Annotated in this window: 24 protein-coding genes; 13 read left to right on the forward strand and 11 right to left on the reverse strand. The window is 66.1% G+C overall.

Annotated features, from left to right (window positions below; genetic code table 11):
- The first annotated feature begins 28 nt into the window (after nucleotides 1-28).
- The gene (locus tag AKI39_RS08735) at nucleotides 29-2,107 is read left to right on the forward strand and encodes an OPT family oligopeptide transporter (protein ID WP_066634517.1); all 2,079 of its coding nucleotides are present in this window, start codon (nucleotides 29-31) and stop codon (nucleotides 2,105-2,107) included.
- Between the two features lie 43 nt (nucleotides 2,108-2,150).
- Here AKI39_RS08735 and AKI39_RS08740 read toward each other — a convergent pair whose 3' ends face one another.
- Entirely contained in the window at nucleotides 2,151-2,387 is a 237-nt protein-coding gene (locus tag AKI39_RS08740; RefSeq protein WP_145925226.1) for a hypothetical protein, read from the reverse strand.
- 265 nt (nucleotides 2,388-2,652) lie between these two features.
- Here AKI39_RS08740 and AKI39_RS08745 point away from each other — a divergent pair, with 265 nt between their 5' ends.
- On the forward strand, nucleotides 2,653-3,939 hold the full coding sequence (locus tag AKI39_RS08745; protein WP_083228712.1) for a D-alanyl-D-alanine carboxypeptidase family protein: 1,287 nt from the start codon (nucleotides 2,653-2,655) through the stop codon (nucleotides 3,937-3,939).
- 142 nt (nucleotides 3,940-4,081) lie between these two features.
- On the forward strand, nucleotides 4,082-5,128 hold the full coding sequence (locus AKI39_RS08750; protein WP_066634520.1) for an ornithine cyclodeaminase: 1,047 nt from the start codon (nucleotides 4,082-4,084) through the stop codon (nucleotides 5,126-5,128).
- A gap of 109 nt (nucleotides 5,129-5,237) precedes the next feature.
- Here the strand turns inward: AKI39_RS08750 and AKI39_RS08755 are convergent, their stop codons facing one another.
- Nucleotides 5,238-5,669 carry an Lrp/AsnC family transcriptional regulator gene (locus AKI39_RS08755; RefSeq protein WP_066634521.1) on the reverse strand — a complete coding sequence of 144 codons (432 nt, stop codon included), beginning with the start codon at nucleotides 5,667-5,669 and terminating at the stop codon, nucleotides 5,238-5,240.
- 118 nt (nucleotides 5,670-5,787) lie between these two features.
- Here AKI39_RS08755 and AKI39_RS08760 point away from each other — a divergent pair, with 118 nt between their 5' ends.
- Together AKI39_RS08760 and AKI39_RS08765 are read left to right on the forward strand one after the other, a co-directional pair.
- Nucleotides 5,788-7,389, forward strand: coding sequence for an MDR family MFS transporter (locus AKI39_RS08760; protein WP_066634523.1), 1,602 nt, complete (start codon nucleotides 5,788-5,790; stop codon nucleotides 7,387-7,389).
- A gap of 3 nt (nucleotides 7,390-7,392) precedes the next feature.
- Complete coding sequence (locus tag AKI39_RS08765) at nucleotides 7,393-7,836, forward strand: MarR family winged helix-turn-helix transcriptional regulator (RefSeq protein ID WP_066634526.1); 444 nt, start codon at nucleotides 7,393-7,395, stop codon at nucleotides 7,834-7,836.
- Nucleotides 7,837-7,950: 114 nt separating this feature from the next.
- Here the strand turns inward: AKI39_RS08765 and AKI39_RS08770 are convergent, their stop codons facing one another.
- Together AKI39_RS08770 and AKI39_RS08775 are read right to left on the reverse strand one after the other, a co-directional pair.
- Nucleotides 7,951-9,540, reverse strand: a complete 1,590-nt coding sequence (locus AKI39_RS08770; protein ID WP_066634528.1) for an AMP-binding protein — start codon at nucleotides 9,538-9,540, stop codon at nucleotides 7,951-7,953.
- A gap of 91 nt (nucleotides 9,541-9,631) precedes the next feature.
- Nucleotides 9,632-10,669: a cyclase family protein gene (locus AKI39_RS08775; RefSeq protein WP_066634530.1), complete on the reverse strand. Its 1,038-nt coding sequence runs from the start codon at nucleotides 10,667-10,669 to the stop codon at nucleotides 9,632-9,634.
- Between the two features lie 202 nt (nucleotides 10,670-10,871).
- Between AKI39_RS08775 and AKI39_RS08780 the strand changes: the two genes are divergently transcribed.
- The gene (locus tag AKI39_RS08780; RefSeq protein ID WP_066634532.1) at nucleotides 10,872-11,861 is read left to right on the forward strand and encodes a Bug family tripartite tricarboxylate transporter substrate binding protein; all 990 of its coding nucleotides are present in this window, start codon (nucleotides 10,872-10,874) and stop codon (nucleotides 11,859-11,861) included.
- Nucleotides 11,858-12,577, forward strand: a complete 720-nt coding sequence (locus AKI39_RS08785; RefSeq protein ID WP_066634534.1) for an SDR family NAD(P)-dependent oxidoreductase — start codon at nucleotides 11,858-11,860, stop codon at nucleotides 12,575-12,577. Before AKI39_RS08780 ends, AKI39_RS08785 begins: the two co-directional genes overlap by 4 nt.
- Nucleotides 12,578-12,697: 120 nt before the next feature.
- Here the strand turns inward: AKI39_RS08785 and AKI39_RS08790 are convergent, their stop codons facing one another.
- Entirely contained in the window at nucleotides 12,698-12,856 is a 159-nt protein-coding gene (locus AKI39_RS08790) for a DUF3309 family protein (RefSeq protein ID WP_066634536.1), read from the reverse strand.
- A 248-nt stretch (nucleotides 12,857-13,104) separates the two neighbouring features.
- On the opposite strand from AKI39_RS08790, the gene AKI39_RS08795 reads away from it, so the two are divergent.
- Nucleotides 13,105-13,380 carry a DUF1488 family protein gene (locus AKI39_RS08795; RefSeq protein ID WP_066634538.1) on the forward strand — a complete coding sequence of 92 codons (276 nt, stop codon included), beginning with the start codon at nucleotides 13,105-13,107 and terminating at the stop codon, nucleotides 13,378-13,380.
- Nucleotides 13,381-13,449: 69 nt separating this feature from the next.
- Here AKI39_RS08795 and AKI39_RS08800 read toward each other — a convergent pair whose 3' ends face one another.
- Entirely contained in the window at nucleotides 13,450-14,883 is a 1,434-nt protein-coding gene (locus tag AKI39_RS08800) for an aminotransferase-like domain-containing protein (protein WP_066634540.1), read from the reverse strand.
- Nucleotides 14,884-14,975: 92 nt separating this feature from the next.
- Between AKI39_RS08800 and AKI39_RS08805 the strand changes: the two genes are divergently transcribed.
- On the forward strand, nucleotides 14,976-15,413 hold the full coding sequence (locus AKI39_RS08805; RefSeq protein ID WP_066634544.1) for a hypothetical protein: 438 nt from the start codon (nucleotides 14,976-14,978) through the stop codon (nucleotides 15,411-15,413).
- Nucleotides 15,414-15,417: 4 nt separating this feature from the next.
- Here AKI39_RS08805 and AKI39_RS08810 read toward each other — a convergent pair whose 3' ends face one another.
- Together AKI39_RS08810 and AKI39_RS25465 are read right to left on the reverse strand one after the other, a co-directional pair.
- The gene (locus AKI39_RS08810; protein WP_066634546.1) at nucleotides 15,418-17,034 is read right to left on the reverse strand and encodes an NAD(P)/FAD-dependent oxidoreductase; all 1,617 of its coding nucleotides are present in this window, start codon (nucleotides 17,032-17,034) and stop codon (nucleotides 15,418-15,420) included.
- A gap of 96 nt (nucleotides 17,035-17,130) precedes the next feature.
- Complete coding sequence (locus tag AKI39_RS25465) at nucleotides 17,131-17,331, reverse strand: hypothetical protein (RefSeq protein ID WP_145925227.1); 201 nt, start codon at nucleotides 17,329-17,331, stop codon at nucleotides 17,131-17,133.
- 313 nt (nucleotides 17,332-17,644) lie between these two features.
- On the opposite strand from AKI39_RS25465, the gene AKI39_RS08815 reads away from it, so the two are divergent.
- The 3 genes from AKI39_RS08815 to AKI39_RS08825 all read left to right on the forward strand — a co-directional run bounded on the left by AKI39_RS08815 (nucleotide 17,645) and on the right by AKI39_RS08825 (nucleotide 18,562).
- The gene (locus AKI39_RS08815) at nucleotides 17,645-17,782 is read left to right on the forward strand and encodes an entericidin A/B family lipoprotein (protein WP_066634548.1); all 138 of its coding nucleotides are present in this window, start codon (nucleotides 17,645-17,647) and stop codon (nucleotides 17,780-17,782) included.
- Nucleotides 17,783-17,867: 85 nt separating this feature from the next.
- Entirely contained in the window at nucleotides 17,868-18,080 is a 213-nt protein-coding gene (locus tag AKI39_RS08820; RefSeq protein ID WP_066634550.1) for a hypothetical protein, read from the forward strand.
- Between the two features lie 77 nt (nucleotides 18,081-18,157).
- Complete coding sequence (locus AKI39_RS08825; protein ID WP_083228713.1) at nucleotides 18,158-18,562, forward strand: BPTD_2524 family lipoprotein; 405 nt, start codon at nucleotides 18,158-18,160, stop codon at nucleotides 18,560-18,562.
- A 14-nt stretch (nucleotides 18,563-18,576) separates the two neighbouring features.
- Here the strand turns inward: AKI39_RS08825 and AKI39_RS08830 are convergent, their stop codons facing one another.
- Together AKI39_RS08830 and AKI39_RS08835 are read right to left on the reverse strand one after the other, a co-directional pair.
- Nucleotides 18,577-18,822: a hypothetical protein gene (locus AKI39_RS08830; RefSeq protein ID WP_066634554.1), complete on the reverse strand. Its 246-nt coding sequence runs from the start codon at nucleotides 18,820-18,822 to the stop codon at nucleotides 18,577-18,579.
- 86 nt (nucleotides 18,823-18,908) lie between these two features.
- A complete protein-coding gene (locus AKI39_RS08835; protein ID WP_076879678.1) occupies nucleotides 18,909-19,166 on the reverse strand; it encodes a hypothetical protein in 258 nt (85 codons plus the stop codon).
- Nucleotides 19,167-19,267: 101 nt separating this feature from the next.
- On the opposite strand from AKI39_RS08835, the gene AKI39_RS08840 reads away from it, so the two are divergent.
- Nucleotides 19,268-19,738 (forward strand): hypothetical protein, encoded by a 471-nt coding sequence (locus AKI39_RS08840; RefSeq protein ID WP_066634558.1) that lies wholly within the window; start codon nucleotides 19,268-19,270, stop codon nucleotides 19,736-19,738.
- Here AKI39_RS08840 and AKI39_RS08845 read toward each other — a convergent pair.
- The gene (locus AKI39_RS08845; RefSeq protein WP_066634560.1) at nucleotides 19,723-20,355 is read right to left on the reverse strand and encodes a TetR/AcrR family transcriptional regulator; all 633 of its coding nucleotides are present in this window, start codon (nucleotides 20,353-20,355) and stop codon (nucleotides 19,723-19,725) included. The two genes, AKI39_RS08840 and AKI39_RS08845, sit on opposite strands and share 16 nt — an antisense overlap.
- Between the last annotated feature and the right edge of the window lie 28 nt (nucleotides 20,356-20,383).

Raw genomic sequence — 20,383 nt, forward strand, 5'->3', positions numbered from 1 at the left:
GTCTACGACCTTCGAGGCCCGCCTACCCATGACAGACAGCTACCGCATTCCCGATCAGGTCTCGATGCCTGAATTGACGCTGCGCGGCGTCATCCTCGGCGCGCTGATTACGGTGGTGTTCACGGCGTCCAACGTCTATCTGGGATTGAAGGTTGGCCTGACGTTTTCCTCCGCCATACCCGCCGCGGTCATCTCCATGTCCGTCCTGCGGCTGTTCCGCGACGCCAACATCCTGGAAAACAATATGGTGCAGACGCAGGCGTCCGCGGCCGGCACCTTGTCCTCGGTGATTTTCATCCTGCCCGCGCTCGTCATGATGGGGCATTGGCAAGGCTTCCCGTTCTGGCTGACCCTGGCGGTCTGCGCGGCCGGCGGGATGTTGGGTGTCATGTTCACCATCCCCTTGCGGCGGGTCATGGTGGTGCAAAGCGACCTGCCCTATCCCGAAGGCGTGGCGGCCGCGGAGATCCTGCGCGTGGGCGCGGCGGCATCGGCGGACGCGCAGGCCGTCTCCGGCGATGCGAACACCAGGAAGGCCGCTGCGAACGGCGGGTCCGGCACCGGCATGGCGGACATCGCCACCGGGGGACTGGTCGCCGCGGCGGTCAGCTTCGCCGCCGGCGGGCTGCGCGTGCTGGGCGACGGCGTAAGCATCTGGTTGTCGGCGGGCGCGGCCATCTTCCGCATCCCCATGGGTTTCTCGACCGCCTTGCTGGGCGCCGGCTACCTGATCGGCATCGTGGCGGGGCTGGCGATGCTGACGGGATTGGTCATCGCCTGGGGCATTTCCGTGCCGGTGTTGACGGCGCTGCACCCCATGCCGGCGGGGGCGTCGGCGGCCAGCTACGCCACCGGCCTCTGGTCTTCCCAGGTGCGCTTCATCGGCGCGGGCGTGATCGGCGTGGGCGCCATCTGGACGCTGGCCACGCTGGCCGCGCCGATGGCGCGCGGCCTGAAGGTGACGTTCTCCAGGATGAGCGGCGTGGGCGGGCAGGGCACCGGGCAATCGCCGCGCACGGACCGCGACCTGCCCGGATTCTGGATCGCCGCGATCAGTCTGGTCATGGTGGCCGTGCTGGTGCTGACCTTCCATGCATTCCTGTCCGGCGCGCCGCTGGCGACGGGCCTGACCTGGCGGCTGGTGATCTATGCCGTCATCTTCGCCTTCGTCTTCGGCCTGCTGGTCGCCGCGGCCTGCGGCTATATGGCCGGCCTGGTAGGGTCGTCGACCAGTCCCATTTCCGGCGTCGGTATCGTGGCCATCGTGCTGGTATCGCTGCTGATCCTGGCCATCGGCAATGGCGATGGATTGCTGTCCACCGACGCGGGCCGGCGGCTGGCCATCGCGGTGGCCATTTTCACCACATCGGCGGTGATCGCCGTGGCGTCGATCTCGAACGACAACCTGCAGGATCTGAAGACGGGATGGCTGGTGGGGGCCACGCCGTGGCGCCAGCAGGTCGCGCTGTTGATCGGCTGCGTGGCCGGCGCCGTGGTCATCTCGCCCATCCTGGATCTCTTGTACAAGGCCTACGGTTTCGCGGACGCCCTGCCGCGTCCCGGCATGGATCCGACGCAGGTCCTGTCCGCGCCGCAGGCCACGCTCATGCTGGCCATCGTGCGCGGCATTTTTACCCACCAGTTGAATTGGGCCATGATCGTGATCGGCATGGGCATCGGCATCGCGCTGATCGTGGTGGACCAGATCCTGGAGCGTACCTGCAAGGTGGCGCGCATGCCGGTGCTGGCGGTCGGCATCGGCATCTACCTGCCGCCCACGGTCAGCGCCCCGCTGGTGCTGGGCGCGGTGCTGGCCTGGCTGGTCGACCGTGCCTTGCAACGGCGCCGGAATGCCGGCCGGGCGGACGACGCCGCCATTGCCGGCGCCCAACGCCGCGGCGTGCTGATCGCGTCGGGATTGATCGTCGGCGAGAGCTTGATCGGCGTCGTCATGGCGGCCGTGATTGGCGCCAGTGGCAACGACGCGCCGCTGGCGATCGCCGGTGCCGGTTTCGCGCCGATCGCTTCCTGGCTGGGGCTGGCCGTGTTCCTGGCGGTGGCCTTGCTGTTCGCGCGCCGCGTGGTGGCGGCCGCGGCCTGGCGTTGATACGCCCCGGAGGGCGCGCGACGGCGCGCGGCCGCGCGCAAGGCTAATCGTGATAGACGATGCGCAGCGGCAGCGCTTCGCGGTCCGCCAGCCGGCGGCTGGCTTCCTCCACCAGTTCGTCCTCGGCCGCGCGCAGCGCGGCAACGCCGCTCAACCCGGTGCTGCGTTCCACCCGGCGCAACACATCGGCCGTGCAGCGGCAGGCGACGTAGCGATGCCCCGTTTCCAGCCAGAAGACGGCGCCGTCCTCGACCATCGATATCTCCCAGATTGCCCCCATCGTGTCCTCCCGAAGTCCAGGGGTTAACATTGGGCCCGCGCAAATCCGGTTCAAGGCATATGGGCTATTTGGTAATCCGCTCCCAGTCTAGGCAGGCTCCATCCATGGTGGAAATCAGATGGACGTACTACGACGCCCGCACGACACGCCGACGCCCTACGCCGCATGGCGCATCGCGTGCAAGGCCGGAGATGCATGGCTGAACCTTATCTGGTCCGTCCGGACTAAGGCTCACGTCGCTTATCGCCTTCAATCCGTGGAATCTATGAAGAAGCTTATTGTCGTTTTGTGGTCCGCCGCGGCCTTCTGCACCAGCGGTGCCGTGCAGGCCGCTGCCCCCGCCGTGGCGCCGTCCGCGACGCAGCCCGCCACCGCCGGCCAGCCCGCCACCGCCGGCCAGCCCGCCTCCGCCGGCCAGCCCGCCTCCGCCACACCGCCCGCGCCGGAAGCGCCCGCACCGGATGCCAGGTCGTGGCTGCTGCTGGATGCCACGAGCGGGCAGGTCATCGCCTCGAAGAACCCCGACGAACGCGTGGAGCCCGCTTCGCTGACCAAGATCATGACGTCCTATCTGATCTTCCAGGCGCTGCGCGACAAAACGCTGGATCTCAACCAGCAGGTGACCGTCTCCACCAACGCATGGAAGGTCGCGCCGGGCAGCTCGAAGATGTTCCTGGAGCCCGGCATGCATGTGAGCATCGACGATCTACTGTCGGGCCTGCTCATTCAATCGGGCAACGACGCCGCCGTCGCGCTGGCGGAGGCCGCAGCCGGCTCCGAGGCGGCCTTCGTGCAACGCATGAATGACACGGCCGAACGCATGGGCCTGAAGTCCACCCACTTCAACAGCCCGCATGGTCTGCCGGATCCGCAGACGTATTCCACCGCGCGCGACCTGGCGACGCTGACCTCGCGTGTGATCCGCGATTTTCCGGACCTATACGTGCGCTACGACCACGTGAAGTCATTCCGCTTCAACAACATCACGCAGCCCAACCGCAACCGCCTGCTCTGGAGCGATCCGTCGGTGGATGGCGGCAAGACCGGGCATACCGAGGCGGCAGGCTACTGCATGATCGCGTCCGCACTGCGTCCGGGCGCGGCCGGCCAGCGCCGGCTGATCGCGGTCGTCATGGGCACCCCTTCGGACAAAGTGCGCACCGCGGCCACGGGCATGCTGCTGAACTGGGGCTTCCAGAACTACGAGACCGTCAAGCTTTACGCCAAGGGTCAATCGATCGGCAACTCGACGGTCTGGAAAGGCCAGCAGCCGCAGGTGCTGGTGGGCTTCGATCGCGATATCTATGCCACCGTTCCGCGCGCCTGGGTGCCCCGCCTGCAGAAGGTCATCACCCACCAGGGACCCCTGGTCGCGCCGCTGACGCTGGACAGCCAGGTGGGTACGGCCGATGTGCAGGTCGATGGCCGAACGATCCAGAGCTATCCCATCGTGGCCTTGCAGCCGGTGGAGCAGGGCGGCATGCTGTCGCGCGGTTGGGACAGTATGCGGCTGTGGGTCTATGGATTGATGAAAGAGCAGCCCCCGGCCTGAACGCCGCCGCGCCGGCTTTGGCGTTATGTCAGAAACCGCTGACATAACGCCAGCCGATCCAGCACTGTTGCACACCTTGCTGGCTTTCCGTTAGTTCGAGTCCCGATCATGATTCTCCTGTCCAGGCAGAAGAGAGATAACCATGACAAGACTGATCGATGTACCCGGGATGGCCACCTTGATGCGCGAGGTCGGCGTCGCGCCCTTCATGCGCGATCTCGCGCAACGCATACGCGCCGATTACCTGCGCTGGCCGGAATTCGAGAAATCCGCCCGGCTTGCGTCGCATTCGCCCGTGGGCGTGATCGAATTGATGCCCGTGGCCGACGCGGCGCGCTATGCCTTCAAGTATGTCAACGGGCATCCCGGCAACACCGTGCTGGGCCTGCCTACCGTGATGGCCTTCGGGGTGCTGGCCGACGTCGCGACCGGTTATCCGCGCCTGATGTCCGAGCTGACCTTGACCACGGCGATGCGTACCGCCGCCACCTCGGTCGTCGCCGCGGCGGCGCTGGCCCGCCCCGATGCGCGCACCATGGCCCTCATCGGCAACGGCGCACAGAGCGAATTCCAGGCGCTTGCCTTCCACGACATGCTGGGTATCGAGGAAGTCCGCCTTTTCGACATCGATAGCCGCGCCACCGCCAAGCTGGTGCGCAATCTGGCGCAGGCTGCGCCCGCGCTGCATGTCGTCGTGGCGGCCAGTGCCGCGGCGGCGGTACGGGGCGCGCATATCGTCACCACCGTCACCGCGGACAAGGCCTACGCAACCATCGTCACGCCCGGGATGATGGAACCGGGCATGCATCTGAACGCGGTGGGCGGCGATTGCCCCGGCAAGACGGAAATCCATCCCGATATCCTGCGGCGGGCGCGCATCATCGTGGAATACGAGCCGCAATCGCGCATCGAAGGCGATATCCAGCAGTTGCCCGCGGACTTCCCGGTGACTGAATTGTGGCGGGTGCTGAACGGCGATCGGGCCGGACGCGAGTCGCCGGCGCAGGTCACCGTCTTCGATTCCGTGGGTTTCGCCCTGGAGGACTATTCCGCCCTGTGCCTGGTTGCGGAGCTGGCGGAAAAGCACGGCGTGGGGGTAGAGCTGCCCCTGATCGCGATGGGCGGGGATCCCAAGGACCTGTATGCCCTCGCGCTGGGCGAAGACGCGGCCCTGCGCGCCGCAGCCTAGTCGCCCATCGTCGCTTGGGTGAATGCGCCGGTTCCATCCGTTCCGGGTCGCCGCCCATTCTCGCGACCCGCACATCGATCCACGTCCGGGCCTTGCCCGACGCAACTGGCTATTTGTACACGGCCAGCAGCAGATTGGTTTCCGAGTTCGCGATCCCTTTGATGCGGCGCAGATCGCGCAGCACGCGGTCGAACGTCGCCAGGTCCTGCACCCGGATTTCCGCCACCAGGTCCCAGCGTCCGCTGGTCGAATGCACCTGCACGATCTCCGGCAGCCGGCGCAGCGCCGTCAGCACGGCGTCGGTTTCGTTGCCCCGCACCTCGATCAAGGTCATGGCCCGTACGCCGTCGTCCTCGGTTTCGCTGCGCAGGCGGACGGTGAATCCCAGGATCGTGCCGCCGCGCACCAGGCGGTCTATGCGATTGTGTATGGTGCCGCGCGACACGGCCAATTTTTTGGCCAGCGTGGCGGTGGTCAGGCGGCCGTTGTCGCGCAGCAGGGCGATGAGGCGGCGGTCCAGATCGTCTAGGGCTTCTTGCATGGGAAGAGCGGCGTGGTGCCGTAGGGGGCTGCGCTACTGTAGCACCGCGCGACGCATTCGACGTTTCGCGGCGGGTGCGCTAAAATCGTTGATAGATCAATTATTGATATATCCACAAATGGCCCCCCGCGCTCCCGCCACCCCCCATTCCGCCGGCCAGGTATTGCCGTTTCGCCAGTCCTTGATGGCGATGCTGGGCATGTGCTTCGTCGTCATGATGGTGGCCATCGACCAGACGGTGGTCGGCACCGCCTTGCCCACGGTGGTGGCGGAGCTCAAGGGCTTCGACCTGTACGCCTGGGTCGCGACCTCGTATCTGCTGACCTCGGTCATCACCGTGCCGATCTTCGGGCGCCTGGGCGACTACTACGGCCGCAAGCCTTTCGTGGTGTCGGCGATCCTGGTGTTCACGGCGGCGTCGGCCCTGTGCGGCGCGGCCGACAGCATGCTGTTCCTGGTCATCGCGCGGGCGCTGCAGGGCATCGGTGGCGGCATGCTGGTGGGCACCGCCTTTGCCTGCATCCCCGACCTGTTTCCGGATTCCTATGTGCGCCTGCGCTGGCAGGTCATGTTCAGTTCGGCCTTCGGCATCGCCAACGCCATCGGGCCGTCGCTGGGCGGTATCCTGACCGAATACTACGGCTGGCGTTCCGTCTTCTACGTCAACATCCCGGTGGGTCTGCTGGGGCTCTGGTTCGTCTCCCGCCATCTGCCCCATCTGCGCCACAGCGATCCCAACCGCAAGATCCGCCTGGACTGGCCGGGCGCGCTGCTCATCGCGCTCGCGCTGGGCGGCTTGCAACTGGTGGTCGAGTTGTTGCCGGCCAGGGGGATCAGCAACCTGACCGCCACGCTGGCCGCCGCCAGCCTGGTCGCCTTCGGCCTGCTGTATTGGTGGGAAAGGCGTTGCGAGCAGCCGCTGCTGCCGTTCGAGATGTTCCGCAATGCCAGCCTGGCGCCGCTCTTCATGCTGGCGCTGCTGGTCGGGGTCTCGATGTTTTCGCTGCTGTTCTATGCGCCGCTGCTGCTGCAGGGCGGCTTCGGATTGTCGCCCAAGGATGCTGGCCTGCTGATCACGCCCATGGTCGTTTGCATTACCGTGGGCAGCATCACCAACGGCCGCATCGTCACGCGCATCAAGAATCCGAACAACATGCTCTATGTCGGCTTTCTGCTGATGTGCCTGGCTACGGCCGGCATCATTTCCACCCACAACTACACGCCGCGCTGGCTGATCGCCAGCTACATGCTGGCGGCCGGCCTGGGTCTGGGGTTCATCATGCCGAACCTGACGGTCTTTGCGCAGGAAACCGCCGGGCGGGCGCACCTGGGCATCGCCACGGCGCTGCTGCAATCGCTGCGCATGGTCGGCGGCATGGTGGGCACGGCCGTCGTGGGCACCATGGTGAACCACAGCTATATCAGCGGCGTGCGCGCATCGCTGGATAGCGGCCAGGCGCTACGCTGGCTGGATACGCTGGACGATCCGCAGATACTGGTGAACCCTTCCGCGCAGGCCGCCTTCATGCAGCAGGTGGCGGCGGCAGGCCGGGATGGCGCCTCGTACCTGGAAGCGGCCCGTGTATCGTTGGTCGGCGCTATCCACGACGGGCAGATCATCGTGCTGGCGATCGCCATCCTGTCGCTGTGGTTCGTGCGGCGGGTGCCGCCGATCCGGCTTACCCGCCGTTCCAAGGCGGCCAGCGCGCCGGCGGAGTAAGGCATGCCGAAGGAGCAACAAGGGCTGCATACCGTGCAGATGCTGGGGCAGACCTATCGATCGATGATGGCGGCTTTCGAAGCAAATGTGGGGCATGCCTTGCCCCGCTGGCGCATTCTGCTGGCGTTGCACGAGGCGGGCGCCCTGTCGCAGAAGATCCTGGCGGAACGCTGCCGCCTGGATCCCGCATCGCTGACGCGCCAGCTGCAGGCCATGGAAAGCCTGGGGTGGATCAGCCGCGCCATCGATGAACAGGACAACCGCGTGATCAACGCCATGCTCACCACGCAGGGCAAGCGCGTGGTGGCCGAGGCGCTGCCGCGGCGCGCCGCGTTCTTCGATCACGCCATGCAGGGCCTGTCGGCGGAGCAGATCAAGGTCTGCCACGAAGTCCTGGCCGTGCTGGAGGAAAACTTCAAGGCGGCGCAGCAGCGCGTGACCAGCTGAGCCGGCGCCTGCCGAACCGCCGGAGACGGTGGTGGGTCGCCTTCTGCAAGATGGCCGGCCACCGGATGCCGGAACGCTGCCGGCTGACTGCGCAGTGGACCTGGCCGGATGAGGTCAAGGCCCGGTGCCCATCAATTGCGCGGCCAATTCCCGTAACCGGTTCTTCTGTACCTTCACGGAATTGGCGCTCTCCACCACGGGAAATGCCGGCAGCACGTGAAAACCGGCGGGCACCTTGAAGGCGGCCATGGCGCGCCGGCATGCCGTCCGCCATGCGGCCGGATCCGGGATCGCGCCGTCTTCCAGCAGTACGAAGGCATAAGGCACCGTCGTCCCCTGGTGTTCGGTGCCTACCACCTGGCAGGCGCGGATGCCGGGCAGGGCGGCGATGCAGGCTTCGATTTCCGCCGAATTGACCAGGAAACCCGCCAGGCGCAGGGAGTCGCCCATGCGGCCCTGGAAGACGAACTGCGTTTGGTCCACGACATAACCCAGGTCGCCCGTCCGAAAGTAGCCGTCCGGCGTCAGCGCCCGTGACGTAGGGACGGGATCGTCCAGGTATCCCAGCATCAGGCTGGGGCTGAGTATTTCGATTTCGCCGGATTCGCCGGGCGCCCCCAGGCGTCCGCTGGCCGGGTCGCGTACCCGTACGCGCGCGTCGGGGTAGATCAGCCGTCCGCCGGGAAGATAGCGATGGACGGCGTCCTGCAAGGGTTGCGCCGCCACCAGCGCGATCAGTTCGCTGGACCCGTACAGCCCCGTCGTCGCGATGCCGTGCGCCGCGGCGCGCGCGGGCAACGATTCCAGGCCAGGCGCGAAGCTCGCGAAGCCGAACAGGCGTACGGACGAATAGTCGTTGCCTGGCGCCGCATCCAGCATGCGCTGCAGGGCTTCGTTGTTCAGGTAGGCATGCGTGACGCGATGGCGTGAGATGGCGTCCGCCGCATGCCGCGCGTTGAATACGGCCTGGCACACCACCGGTATCCCGGGCGCGAGGCCCCCCGCCAGCGCGGCGAATCCGAAGACGCCGCAGAAGGGGGCGGCGGCCAGGATACGCGCGCCATCATCGTGTCCATAGGCACGCGCCACTTGGTCGCCGTGCCGCAGCAAGGTCGCCTGCCCATGCACGACGAACTTGGGCAGCGAGGTCGTACCCGATGTCGTGAAGCAGATCGCTGGCCCGTCGGCCGCGGCCTCGGCCAGCGGCGTTCCCTCGGCCATCATCGCGCGCAAGGAATAGGCGGGCACGCCCGCCGGCCCTCTGGAAGGCGCGCCTGCTGCGCCTGCCAGGCATACGCCGCGCAGGCGTCGCGTGAGCGTGGCAGGCACGTCCGAGAGGATCGCGTCGAAGTCGATGTCCTTGAACCCGGGCCAGTACAGCAGCCAGTCCGCGCGGCCACGGCCCAGCACGTCGGCCAGTTCACGCGCGCGAAAACGCGTGTTCACCGCCAGCGCCAGCGCACCGATGCGCGCGCATGCCAGGAAGCCGGCCACCCATTCTTCCCCATTCGGCAGCCAGATGGCGACGCGATCCCCCGCGCGCATGCCCGCATCGGCCAGCGCGCCCGCCAGGCGCGCGGCGTGCTCGCGCAATGCCGATACCGTGACCGGCGTATCGCCATCGATCAGGGCGATGCCCGCCGGCTCGCGCGCGGCCCAGGCATCCAGCCGCGCGGCGAAGGTCTCTGCCTGTCGCGCGCTCACGGCGTTTCCTTGGCAAACGCGCCGGATGGACGGCCCTTCTGTCGCTGCGCGACCGCTCCCCCGGCGGGGGGCGCGCGCTCCCCGAGAGGCTTCATACCGTAGCCACCGGCGTCACGGGCGAGCCGACCGCGCCGGGCAGCCGCAGCGGTGGCGCGGTCAGCAAAAACCGGGTGCGATCATGGGCGCGCAGCCAGTCCGCCAGCTCCTCCAGATACCAGAGCTCCGCCAGCGGCACGCCCAGCTTGAAGAGGCAATGGTGGTGCAACGGGAGGATGGAGCGTCCGGGTCCGGCAGTGCGAGCGGGGTAGGCCTCCACCGCGTAGTTGTCGGCGCAAATCGCCGCGATGCCCGACGCGCCGATCCAGTCCAGCAGCGCGGCGTCCGCGCCGTCCAATACGGCGCCTACCTGCTCCAGCGCCGCGTGATCCGGGTTGCCGGCCATGCGCACGATGGCTTCGGCGAAACCGGTGCGCAGCACCAGCATATCGCCCGGTTCCACTGTCACGTTCTGGTCGCGCATGACTTCCTGCAGCACCGTGTGGTCCACCAGCGTGCGCCGCATGCCTAGCGCCTGTGCCAGGTCCACCATGACGCCGCGGCCCTGCATGCCTTTGCGCGCGTAGTTGTCGATGCCCAGCTTGCGCGCGTACGAGCCGCCCGGCGGGCAGCAGCCCGAGGACGCAGCGGGATCGTCGCCGCCCAGGATATCGACGCCGGCCTCGTAGCCGTTGTAGTAGACCAGGCGCTCGGCGCCGTCGCCCTGGGTATCGAAGAGCGCGCCGACATGGCTCAGGCCGTCCCATTGCGTCGAATATTGCAGGGTCAGCGTGACCTGGTCGTCGTTGAGTACGTCCACCGCGGTGGCATCCTCGCGCCGCACCGCGAAGTTGACATTGGGATGCCCGTTCCTGTCCGTGGGCGACAACACCGGCGGGTGGCGGCGCGGATTCAGCACATTGCCGCCCGGCAGGTCCAGCGGCAGGGACAGGCAAAACACCTTGCCGACGCGCACTTCGCGCACGGCCTGCAAGACTTTTTCCTCGGTAAGAAGATTCAGGCGCCCAAGTTCGTCGTCCGCGCCATAGTCGCCCCAAGTGGAGCCGTCGGGCCTGCGATTCCAGCGTTGCATGTGCATTGTCTCCTCGCGCCGTTTTATGGTTATATCCAAGGACTATAGTACGTATTCGGGTGTTTTCAGCTGCGAGGGACGCCTATCGGGAAGCGCATTCCCGCCACTGCGGAACCGTGCCCGATCCACGCTTTTTTCGTTGCCCGGCGGTTGCATTTCCATAAGAAAAGGGTCCGTCCGGCGGACCGTAGAGGAGACCAGCATGCCCCGATCTTTCTCCAAGGCGCCGTGGCGCCAATGGCTGGCTGCCTTTTGCCTGGTGGCATCCGGCGCCGCGCACGCGGCCGGCTTTCCGGACCATCCCCTCACCGTCGTGGTCCCTTATCCGCCCGGCGGGGCCGCCGATATTTTCGGACGCGCCATTGCCAATGCGCTGCAGTCCAGCCTGAAGTCCACGGCGGTCGTGGAAAACCGGCCCGGCGCCGGCGGCAATATCGGGATGGGCTATGTGGCGCGCAGCAAGCCCGACGGCTATACCTTGGGACTGGGCACCATCGGTACGCAGAGCATCAATCAATTCCTGTATTCGAACATGCCGTTCGATCCCGAACGCGACCTGATCCCGATCGCCCTGGTGTCGACCACGCCCAACGTACTCGCGGTCAGCGCCAAGTCGCCTTATAAGACCTTGCAAGACGTCATTGCCGCCGCGCGTTCGGCGCAGGGAAAGAAGTTGTCCTACGCTTCTCCCGGCATCGGCTCGTCGGTGCATCTCACGGGTGCCTATTTCGAATCGGTCGCGCACGTGAGCCTGCTGCATGTTCCGTTCAAGGGGTCATCCGCCTCGCTGCCGGCGGTAGCGGGCGGACAGGTCGATCTTCTGTTCGACAATCTGCCGGGGGCACTGGCGCAGATCAAGGACGGCTCGCTGGTCCGCGGCATCGCGGTAACGTCCGCGCAGCGCAATCCGTCGGTGCCGGATTTGCCGACGTTCGCCGAATCCGGCTTGCCGGGTTTCGACGTGACGGCATGGTTTGCCCTGTACGCGCCGCACGGGACGCCGAAGCCTGTCGTCGATACGCTGATTGCCGCCGCCCGCGCCGGGCTGCAGGCGCCCGAAGTCGCGGCCAGTTTCGCCACCATGGGCGCGCAGCCGGGCACGCTGTTCGGCGAGGACCTGGCGGCGTTCGAGCGCAGCGAACGCAAGAAATGGGGCGCCGTCGTCAAGGAAAGAGGGATCACCGCACAATGACCCGCCCCGCTGTCCTTGTCACCGGTGGCAGCCGCGGTATCGGCCGCGCCATCGTCACCCGCCTGGTGGATGACGGCTATGAAGTGATCAACTTCAGCCGCCGTCCGCCCGCCGACCTACTGCCCCACGAATCCTTTACGTCGGTCGACCTGGCCGAACCGGATGCCGCCCGCCATGCCGTACAGGCGCTTGCCGCGGACCGGCTGGTGACGCGCCTGGTCAATAACGCAGGCATGGCGGAGATCGCGCCGATTGAATCTGTCGGCCTGGAAGCGATACATCGCACGGTGGCGCTGAACCTGACCGCGCCCATCATCCTGCTGCAGGGCCTGTTGCCCGCGATGCGCGCAGCGGGCGAAGGGCGCGTGGTCAATATCGGCAGCCGTGCGGCGCTGGGCAAGCCGGGCCGCACCGTCTACGGCGCGACGAAAGCGGGTCTGGCAGGCATGACCCGGACCTGGGCGCTTGAACTGGCCCGGGACGGTATCACGGTGAACGCCGTCGCGCCCGGCCCCATCGCCACGGAGCTCTTCGACGCCACCAATCCGGTGGGGGGAGGCATGGTCGACATTCGCAGTCGCGTGCCGGTCGGGCGATTGGGCCGGCCGGAAGAAGTCGCGCATGCCGTGGCCATGTTTCTCGACGCGCGAGCCGGTTTCATCACCGGGCAAATCCTGTACGTCTGCGGCGGCGTCAGCGTGGGACCCGCCGAATAACGGTGGGATACCACCCGCGGCGCGTGTGTTCCACCCCGATCGCTGGCGTGGCCTCGATAAAAAAGAACGCCGGTTGCCCCGCGGCAACCGGCATCTTTCTCGGGTATTGTCGCGGTGCCGCTATATGGCGCCCACAAGCAGAAGAATAATGACAATGATCAACACCAGTCCGAGGCCCCCGCTGGGGTAGTAGCCCCAGGACCGGCTGTGGGGCCAGGTCGGCAGTGCGCCGATCAGAAGCAGGATCAGGATGATCAACAATATGGTTCCAAGGGTCATGTCATTCTCCTTATTCGGCTGGATGGCCAACCAACCCGCAAGGCGATGCGCCATTCGCATCACGGTTGGGTAGGAGCAAAAATCGGACCCGGATGAGTAGGGCGAGTTTCCACCCCTAAGCACTATCCCGGCAAAAAGCAAATCATCCGTACGGAGGGTGTTGTCCGAATACGTCGTTACGCCAAATGCGTTACACACTGACATATGGCGCTTCGATACGATAAGTGGAACCTTGCACGGAGATCGACATGAACTACGATAACAACGCCATCAACGATCGAGCCGCGCATGTGATCTGGTTCGAGACCTTGGCCGGCGCGCGGAAAATCAAGGCGGGCGTTTCCTGGGAAGTGCTGCGCGACCGTTTCGGCGCCAGCATGGACGAAGAGGATCTGCTGATCGCCTATCGCGGCAACAGCCGTATGCTGCATGCCTTGGCACAGCGCAAATTCCTGGAAAGCCATCCGCTGCCCGTCATGCTGGGCCAGTCGGACTTCTCGCGCGAAGGCGGGTACGGACGCTAGCGGCGCGCCCGGCGCCTGGTCTGCTGCCCCGGACTCGGCCAGCGAGACTCCTTCGAGCGTTAACAGGCCCTAATGCTTGCCCGCGACGATGCGGCCCAAGGCGCGTATCGCGGCCTGCAGGTCCGGGCTCATGGGATGCGCGCAGCTGATACGCAGAAAGTGTTCGTAGCGGTCGGAATTGGAAAACATGCGGCCCGGCGCCACCCGGATGCCGCCTTCCAGGGCTTGTTCGAAGACATCCTTGGACGAGCGGGCATCCGGCATCTCCACCCATAGCAGCATGCCGCCGCGCGGCACGCTCAGGCGGGTGCCGCGCGGAAAATGCTCCGCGATGGCGCGCGCCATGCCTTCGCGCTGGCTTTTCAGTCGGCGCCGCAAGCGCATCAAGTGGCGGTCGTAGCCCTTGGATTGCAGGACTTCGGCGATGGCGATCTGTGGCGTTGCGGTATTCGGCCGGCTTTGCACGAATTTCAGCATCGCCAGTCGCGCCTTCCACCGGCCCCCGATCATCCAGCCCAGGCGCGAGCCCGGCGCCAGCGTCTTCTGCATGGAGGCGCAGTAGATGACATTGCCGTCGCGATCCCAGGCCTTGGCCGCGCGCAGCGGCTCGTCGCCGTCGGCCAGCGCGCCGTAGGTGTCGTCCTCGATCAGCGGGATGGCCTGCCGTTCGCACAACGCCACGAGGCGGGCCTTGTCCTCGTCGGGCATGATGCTACCCAGAGGATTGTGCAGGTTCGGTACAACGACCACGGCCTTGATGTCGGCGTGGGTTTGGAAGGCCAGGTCCAGCGCTTCGATGGAAAGCCCGCGCTGCGGGCTGGTGGGAATCTCCAGGGCGCGCATGCCCAGGCTGCCGATCACCTGTAGCAAGCCGAAGTAGGCGGGTGACTCGACCGCGATGGTATCGCCCGGACCGGCAACGGCACGCAGTGCGATGTTCAGCGCCTCGATACACCCATTGGTAATGATGATGTCGTCCGGGCTGGCGCTGATGCCGGCGTCCAACGCGCGCCGCGCCAATGTCGCTCTCAAATAGGGGTGGCCCTGGTGCGGCGCCGGCCGTGTCATCGCCTCCGGATAGCGCCGTACGGCGCGCAGCATGGCCTGCTTCAGGGCGTCGACCGGATAGGCGTCCGCCGGCGCGACCGAATTGGCCAGGTCGATGCGTGGCGGATGCATCGCACTCTTGGCGATGAAGTCGGATACCCGGTCATGGATGCCGACATAGGAGGCGGCGTCCAGGACCTGTCGTGTATCGGGTTCGTCGACAGGGAGCAATTTGCTGCGTTGCGTCTTCAGTACGAAGTAGCCCGATCGGGGGCGTGCTTCGATCAAGCCATCGTCTTCCAGGCTGCGGCAGGCCTGCAGGGCGGTGCTGATGCTGACTTGATGGAGCCTGACCAGCGTGCGCACGGACGGCATGCGCGTCGTGGGGGCGAGGACTCCAGAATAAATGGCTTGCCGGTAATGCTCGGCCAAACGTTGATACAGAGGCTGTTCCATTGCGCAATCATTGCGTACGCCAGCCGGGGCGGAATAGGCACAGTTGTGGCGGAATCTGACAGTGACAGAAATGCTTGGTGTCAGCTGCTGCCATGTACAAACCCACGGCCTGTGCCTGGGAGGCCTTCCACGCCAGGCCTAAGCTGCACAACGTTCTGCAATACACGTTGGAGGTAATCGTGAAAATGGACCGGTCGGCCTGGGATATTTCGCTTTCATGCGGTGAAACACGCGTGGTTTATATACCACCGCGGGCGCTTATTCTGGGTGTCAAAGGCCATGCGACCGTCGTCGAGCGCGTGGACGGACTCGGGGATGCCAGTTTCAGCCTGTGCATTCCCCTGCGTGGTGGCGAGACCTATGTGCTCGCCTATGGCGGCCACGTCATGGTCCGCGCCGCGAAGTCCTGCAGTCTGCGCGTGCTTCCGCCGCAGCCGCTTTTCGCGGCCTGGCGGGCCCGCTGCGTACGCATGGCCAGGGCGCTGCAACATACCGCCGCCGCCCTGAACCGCCGGCTGCATGGCGCCTAGCGCCTCAAGCGGCGTGCCGCCCGACGATATCCCGGGCAACCGCTTCGGCGACTTCGATGCCGTCGATCGCGGCGGAATAGATTCCCCCGGCATAGCCGGCGCCTTCGCCGGCCGGGTACAGCCCCACGGTGTTGATGCTTTGGTAGTCGTCGTCCTTGCGACGGATGCGTAGCGGCGACGACGTGCGAGTTTCAACGCCCGTCAGGACGGCGTCGCCCATCGCGTAGCCCTTGATCTTGCGGTCGAAGGCCGGCAATGCTTCCCGGATCGCCTCGATGGCATAGTCGGGTAGCGCGGTCGACAGGTCGGTGGGCGTGACGCCGGGGGTGTAGGAGGGCTGAACCTCGCCCAGTGCCGCGGAGGGGCGGCGTGCCAGAAAGTCTTCCACCCGCTGTGCCGGGGCCAGGTAGCCTCCGCCGCCCAGTTCGAACGCGCGCGATTCCCAATGCCTTTGGAAATCGATGCCGGCCAGCGGCCCGCCCGGATAGTCTTCCGGCGTGATGCCGACCACGATGCCGGCATTGGCGTTGCGTTCCGCCCGCGAATATTGGCTCATGCCGTTGGTGACGACGCGGTTGGGTTCGGAGGTGGCCGCGACCACGGTTCCCCCGGGACACATGCAGAAGCTGTATACCGAGCGGCCGTTGCGGCAATGATGCACGAGCTTGTAGTCCGCCGCGCCCAGCACGGGATGGCGCACGTGCCCGCCGAAGCGGCCGCGGTCGATCAGGCTTTGCGGGTGTTCGATGCGAAACCCGATCGAGAAGGGCTTGGCTTCAAGAAAAACGCCGCGCTCATGCAGCATCTGGAAGGTGTCGCGTGCGCTGTGCCCGACTGCCAGCACCAGATGTGTACAGGACAGATATTCGCCGTCCGCCAGCTTCAGTCCCCGCACGCGGCCATGATCCAGGTCCAGGTCTTCGACACGGCTTTGAAAGCGGATCTCGCCACCCAACGCCTCGATGGAGGCGCGCATTTTTTCCACCATGCTGACGAGCCGGAAGGTGCCGATGTGCGGCTTGCTGACGTAGAGGATTTCTTCCGGCGCGCCGGCGAGGACGAACTCGTCCAGCACTTTGCGTCCCAGATACCGTGGATCCTTGATCTGGCTATATAGCTTGCCATCCGAAAAGGTGCCGGCGCCGCCTTCACCGAACTGCACGTTCGACTCCGGGTTGAGCACCTGTTTGCGCCACAGTCCGAAGGTGTCCTTGGTCCTTTCCCGCACCGACTTTCCGCGTTCCAGGATGATGGGACGGAATCCCATCTGCGCCAGGATCAGTCCTGCAAACAGGCCGCATGGCCCCAACCCGACCACGACCGGCCGTGGCGCACCGGGCGCCATGCTGGCATTGGCCACGAATCTGTACTGCATATCAGGCGTCGGGCCCACGTGCGGGTCGCTGGCGAAGCGGGCCTGCACGGCGGCTTCGTCGCGCACCTGCGCGTCGATGGTGTACACCAGCTGGATGCTGTCCCGCTTGCGGGCGTCGTAGCCGCGGCGATAGACGTGGAAAGAAATCAGGTCGGCGGGTGTGATGGCCAGTCGGGCGGCGATGGCGTGGGCAAGTGCGGCTTCGGGATGGTCCAGCGGCAGCTTGACTTCGGAAATACGTAGCATGATGGGAATCCGGCGCCGCTTATGGCGCATCGATGCGGCCGCCCGGTGGGGCGCGCAGGCGGCAGTTTAGCAAGCCGCCGGCGCGCGCCCGCGCGGCTATTCCCAAGCTTGCATGTCCCCTTGGGGCGAGGGTGGGAAATCCGGCGGGTCTCCCGGGGTGGGCGGATCTTCGGGCAAAGGCGGCTCACCGGGGGCCGGCTCCCGGTGCGGCGCGTCATCCGCGTGCTCCATGATTTCCTCGGCCACGTTGGCCGAACTGGGCGAGCGGGGATTCAAGGTGTTGGGCGCGATGGACATGGTGATCCCCTGATAGTGAAGGACTGATATAGGGGCAAGCCTCATTCCTGTCGATCAGGCCGTCCGCCCACCACCGAAGCGCTGCGCGCTTCGCCCTACGGGGCGACGCTGGCGGACCGGCGGAGCCGGATCCGCGGCGTCCCAGGTCGGGCCGCACCGGCTTCATGCGACGGGTGGGGTGACAAAGCCATCCCCTTAAGCGCTGCCAGGGGCGATGTGGGCACGGCAATTGCTGAGCAGGCGCGTCTGGACGGTGAAAATCGTCCAGGAAGCGGAATTTTCCATTCATCCGACTCATAAAAGGAAAGACCCGATGAAGAACAAACTCGTTCTCGCCGTCCTTCTCGCCATCGCCACCTTGTCGGCCGGTTGTAATACCGTTTCCGGCGCAGGCAAGGATATCGAGCGTGGAGGGGAGAAGATCCAGGGCGCCGCCGACAGGCATAACTGACGTCTGTCCGCGCCGGTGACGCCCGTCCAGGGCAACGCCGCCGGCGCCCCGCCCTTTTGATCAAGGCCAATTGGAGGCAATAACAATGTTCAGAACCATGCCCTCACTGACCCCGGACCAATTTCGCTGGCTGAAAGAATTGCGTTCACGTGCGTCCTTCGTGGGATTCGAGGTGCCGCAGCCCGTGCGGGGCCAACTGGAAGCGTTGAACTACATCGAGGAGCGCGACGGCAAGTCGACCGTTACGCGTCCCGGCGCGGTTGCCCTGGGATCGTACCGGGAGCCGCTTCGGCCCTGACGGCATGCGGGGCTGATGCATAATTCCATGGTTGAGCCAGCAACCTGGAGTGGGTAATGCCCCGATGCCGTCCATTAATGCTTGCCGCGCTGATATTCCTGGGCGGATGCGCCTCGGGGATTGATGCGGGCGGCAATTTCCCCCGCGCGACCTTCGATGTCAACACGCCCTACGACGCGGCTTATCGCCGCGCCGCCGAATTCGCGCGGGTCTGTCATACAGCGCCCGAGCATCCCTATGGGGTGCAGTACGGCACGAGCGAAACCCTGGACGAAAAATTTGCCGTGGGCCGGATCGCCGTATTCAAGGTCCCGGAGCCCACCGTCCATCTTGAAGTGATCGAGGTCAAGCCCAAAGGCAAGACGGACGCCACGGTAACCGTCACCGTGCTGGGACAGGGAAGCTGGGATGCGCGCGAACTCGACGCCGCGAAGCAGTCCATCCAGAGCGCGACGCCAGCCTGCCGCGACAGTAAAGGCTGAGAGGCTGGTTTCGGTCAGCGCGACGTGTCCGTCGGCCGCTTCTCCGAAAGATCCGCCGGATCGTTCGCGTACACGTCGTCTTCCGGACGCGGAATGCCGGGGTCGCCGGGATCGGACAGCGCCCGTCCACCGCGCGGCATGCCGGCGACCATGGGCGACTTGTCCGGCACAGGCAGGATGCGCGTACCCAAGCGGGCCTTTTCGTCGGCGTCACGGGCGGACGATGGGGCGTCCGATGCGGGTTGGCGTGCTTCAGGCATGGTAGGGCTCCTGCGTGGGGGGCGGTAATGCAAAGTTTGCTTGCCGCTCCGGCAAATTTTGCAGGAGCGGGCATCCGTCGGCTTCGTCAGAAAATGTTGGAGTCTCGGACGCGCTTCTTGTACGGGGCGGGCTTGGTGTTGTCGGCCCAGCTGGATCCGCTGCCGGCATCTTCCACCGGCTGGCTGGCATTGCGGGCTTCGTCGTGTGCACGGTCCTGGCGCGGCCGGGGCAGGTTGGGGACGTCGACGGGCGAATCCGGCGGAAATACCTTGCCGTGCGCGCCCGCTTGCGTGCGGCGCGACATCCCGCTTCCCGCAATGCGGCGGGGGGATGACTTTTCCATGTTGCGCTCCTGGTGTTGAGCCTACTTCGGGCGCAAGACGCGTTCCCGTCGTGGACAATCCCCGCTATGCTTGCGTCTGCCGTCGTTTACCCCATGGAACCATGGATCACACAGATCACCCCCGTTCTTCCAACGCCTATCAGGCTCTGACTTTCCATGCACTCTCGGGCTTCCGCTTCCTGGGATGGATCAACGGCATCGCCGCGCTCATGCTGCTGGCGTTCTCGCTGGGGATTGTGGGCGGCGATGTCGATCCGCCGGACCTGCGGCAGCCGATTTCCGCTTATGCGCTAGGCCTGGCCGCGTGCGCGATAGGCGTTCTGTTCTCTTATCTGGCTCACTTCAGCGTGTTCCGGCAGATCGCGGCGGGGCGCCCGGGCAAAGGGCATTGGGTGCCGATGATATTGTCCGCGCTGGCTTATTTCGCCAGCGTGGGAGCCTTCGTGATGGGGTGCTGGGGAGCCGCCACCGCGGCGGCCAACACACCGCAGAACGACGTTTCCTACCGCGCCGATGCCGCGCTGGCGACGCCCTCGCTGGCCCTGCGCGGGCAGCCTCACTCGGGCAGATAGGCCGCGATCAGTTTTTCGGCCGCCTCGGCGAGCGCCCGGGCCGGCCCGTCGCGGTCGCCCGCGAAAATCTGCGCCGACACAAAACACCCTTCCAGCAATAACAGCAGGGCGTCGCCCAGCGTATCGGCATTGGCTGCGCCGGCGGCGGCAGCCAGTTCGCGCAGGCGCGCGCGCAAGGCGCGCTTGTTGGCCTCCGCGATGGCGCGGCCGGGATGCACGCCGGCATCGCCGGGATATTCCACGACGGCGTTGGTCAGGGCGCATCCGCGATAGCCGGGGGTGTCGACGCGCTGCGCGACGTGACGGAAGTAGGCCAGCAGCTGTGCCTTGGGGTTCCCCGCATGGGGCCGGATCGTCTCGTCGAAGCGCTGAAAGAACGCGGCGTCATAATCCTTGAGGTAAGACGCAGCCAGCTCGTCCTTGGATCCGAAACTGCGGTACAGGGTGGGTTTGGTCGCGCCGGCGCGCGTGACGATTTCGTCGACGCCGACCGCGCGGATGCCATCCCGGTAGAACAGCTCGTGCGCCGTGCGGCGTATGCGTTCGGCTGCGCGCGGCTGCTTGGTGCCGCTGTCGGCGGTTTCCGTAAGGGCGGGAGAAATGGAAGGGCGGTTCATCGTAAATCTGCTTGACAGTGTTACCGAG

This window comes from Bordetella sp. H567, from assembly GCF_001704295.1.
Taxonomy (GTDB): domain Bacteria; phylum Pseudomonadota; class Gammaproteobacteria; order Burkholderiales; family Burkholderiaceae_B; genus Bordetella_C.